A 2,419-nucleotide genomic window follows, 5' to 3' on the forward strand; every position below is an offset into this window, starting at 1 on the left:
GGGTCGGCGAGGTTCACGAAGGTGTAGGTCCTCTTCAGCTCCAGCGACCAGTGGGCGTCCACCAGGTAGGTGTAGGCGGTGCCGTCCTCCAGGGCCTGGAAGGAGTTGCCCACGCCGCGCGGGACGTAGATGGCCTTGGACGGGTCGAGCGTGCAGGTGAACACCTTCCCGTAGGTGGCGCTGCCCTCGCGCAGGTCCACCCATGCGCCGAAGACGCTGCCGCGGGCCACGGAGATGAACTTGTCCCAGGGCTCCGCGTGGATGCCGCGGGTGACGCCGCGGCTGTCGTTGTAGGAGATGTTGTTCTGGACGACCCTGAGATCGGGGATGCCCAGGGCGGTCATCTTGGCGCGCTGCCAGTTCTCCTTGAACCAGCCGCGCGAGTCGCCGTGGACGGCGAGGTCGACTACCTTGAGGCCCTCGATGCCGGTCTCGGCGACGGAGAGGTCCTTCTCGAATGCGATGTCAGCCATGTGGGAAAAGCTCCTATCGAAGAGGTTGGGAAACCGGGGCGCCCGCGCGGGGACGCAGGATCATCCCCATGCCCTGCGGCCCCGCGCGGGCGCCCCGCGGTGCGGTTCGCCGGGGTGCGGCCTACTGGCCCTGCGCCTTATACCTGGCCTCGGTGGCCTCCTTGGCCGGGCGCCACCAGGGCTCGTTGGCGACGTACCAGTCGATGGTGGCCTTGAGGCCCCCGGCGAAGTCGGTGTGCGCCGGCCTCCAGCCGAGCTCGCGCTGGAGCTTCGTGCTGTCGATGGCGTAGCGGCGGTCGTGGCCGGGGCGGTCGGCGACCCAGTCGAAGTCCTCGGGGTCGCGTCCCATCGCCTCCAGGATCATGCGCAGCACGGTGATGTTGTCCCTCTCGCCGTCGGCCCCGATGAGGTAGGTCTCCCCCGTGCGGCCCTTGGTCAGGATGTCCCAGACGGCCGAGGAGTGGTCCTCGGTGTGGATCCAGTCGCGGACGTTCTCGCCCTTACCGTAGAGCTTGGGGCGGACGCCGTCGACGATGTTCGTGATCTGCCTGGGGATGAACTTCTCCACGTGCTGGTAGGGGCCGTAGTTGTTGGAGCAGTTGGAGATCGTGGCGCGAAGGCCGTAGGTGCGGGTCCAGGCGCGCACGAGCATGTCGGAGCTGGCCTTGGTCGAGCTGTACGGGGAGGACGGGTGGTAGGGCGTCTCCTCGGTGAACTTGGCCGGGTCGTCGAGCGCGAGGTCGCCGTAGACCTCGTCGGTGGAGACGTGGTGGTAGCGGACGCCGTGCTTGCGGACGGCCTCCAGCAGGCGGAAGGTGCCCTCGACGTTGGTGCGCAGGAAGGGCTCCGGGTCGGCGATGGAGTTGTCGTTGTGGGACTCGGCGGCGTAGTGCACGATGGCGTCGTGGCCCGGGACGATGCGGTCCAGCAGCCCCGCGTCGCAGATGTCGCCCACGACGAGCTCCACGCGGTCGGAGGGCAGCCCCGCGATGTTCTCGGGGTTGCCGGCGTAGGTCAGCTTGTCCAGGACGGTCACGTGGACCTCCGGGTGGTTGTTGACCACGTAGTGCACGAAGTTGCTGCCGATGAAGCCGCAGCCGCCCGTGACGATGACGTTCTTGGGGGAGAAGGTCTCCTCTGCCATGTTCGAATCTCCTTGTTCCTAGTACTCGCGCGGGCTGTTGACGATCTCGCCGGCGGCGACCTTCTTGAGGTGCCGGCCGTAGACCGACTTGCCGTAGGCCTCGGCGGCCTCCTCCAGCTCCGCGGTGGTGATCCAGCCGTTCTCCCAGGCGATCTCCTCGGGGACCGAGACCGGCAGGTCCTGGGAGTGCTCCACGGCGCGGACGAACTCAGCGGCCTCGTGCAGGCTCTCCATGGTGCCGGTGTCCAGCCACGCGTAGCCGCGGCCCAGGGTCACCACGGACAGCGTCCCCTCCTCCAGGTACATCCGGTTGAGGTCGGTGATCTCCAGCTCGCCGCGGGCCGAGGGCTCGACCCTGTGCGCCTTGGCGGCCACGTCGCCCGGGTAGAAGTACAGGCCGGTGACGGCGTAGGAGCTCTTGGGCTCGGCGGGCTTCTCCTCGATGGAGACGGCCCTGCCCTCGCGATCGAACTCCACGACACCGAAGCGCTCGGGGTCGTCGACGTGATAACCGAACACGGTGGCGCGGCCCGACTCGGCGTTCTCGACGGCTTTCTTGAGGTGGCGCGAGAGTCCATTACCGTAAAAGATGTTGTCGCCCAGCACGAGCGCGCACGGCTCGCCGGCGATGAAGTCCTCGCCGATGGTGAACGCCTGGGCCAGGCCGTCGGGGCTGGGCTGCTCGGCGTAGGACAGGTTCACGCCGTAGCGCGAGCCGTCCCCGAGCAGGCGCTCGAAGTTGGGGAGGTCGGTCGGCGTGGAGATGACCAGGATGTCCCGGATTCCCGCCAGCATGAGGGTG

At 68.0% G+C, this 2,419-nt stretch carries 3 protein-coding genes; all 3 read right to left on the reverse strand.

Annotation, left to right across the window (positions count from 1 at the left end; translation table 11 throughout):
- Positions 1–473: dTDP-4-dehydrorhamnose 3,5-epimerase family protein (locus tag GDJ93_RS07155; protein ID WP_226812530.1), on the reverse strand; the 473-nt coding region annotated here is incomplete at its 3' end.
- Positions 474–594: 121 nt separating this feature from the next.
- Positions 595–1,617 (reverse strand): dTDP-glucose 4,6-dehydratase, encoded by a 1,023-nt coding sequence (gene rfbB, locus GDJ93_RS07160; RefSeq protein ID WP_152068273.1) that lies wholly within the window; start codon positions 1,615–1,617, stop codon positions 595–597.
- 18 nt (positions 1,618–1,635) lie between these two features.
- The coding region (gene rfbA / locus GDJ93_RS07165) for a glucose-1-phosphate thymidylyltransferase RfbA (protein ID WP_152068274.1) at positions 1,636–2,419 on the reverse strand (784 nt) is incomplete at its 5' end.

Origin of the sequence: Collinsella aerofaciens (assembly GCF_902501475.1) — a bacterium.
GTDB lineage: Bacteria > Actinomycetota > Coriobacteriia > Coriobacteriales > Coriobacteriaceae > Collinsella > Collinsella aerofaciens_AL.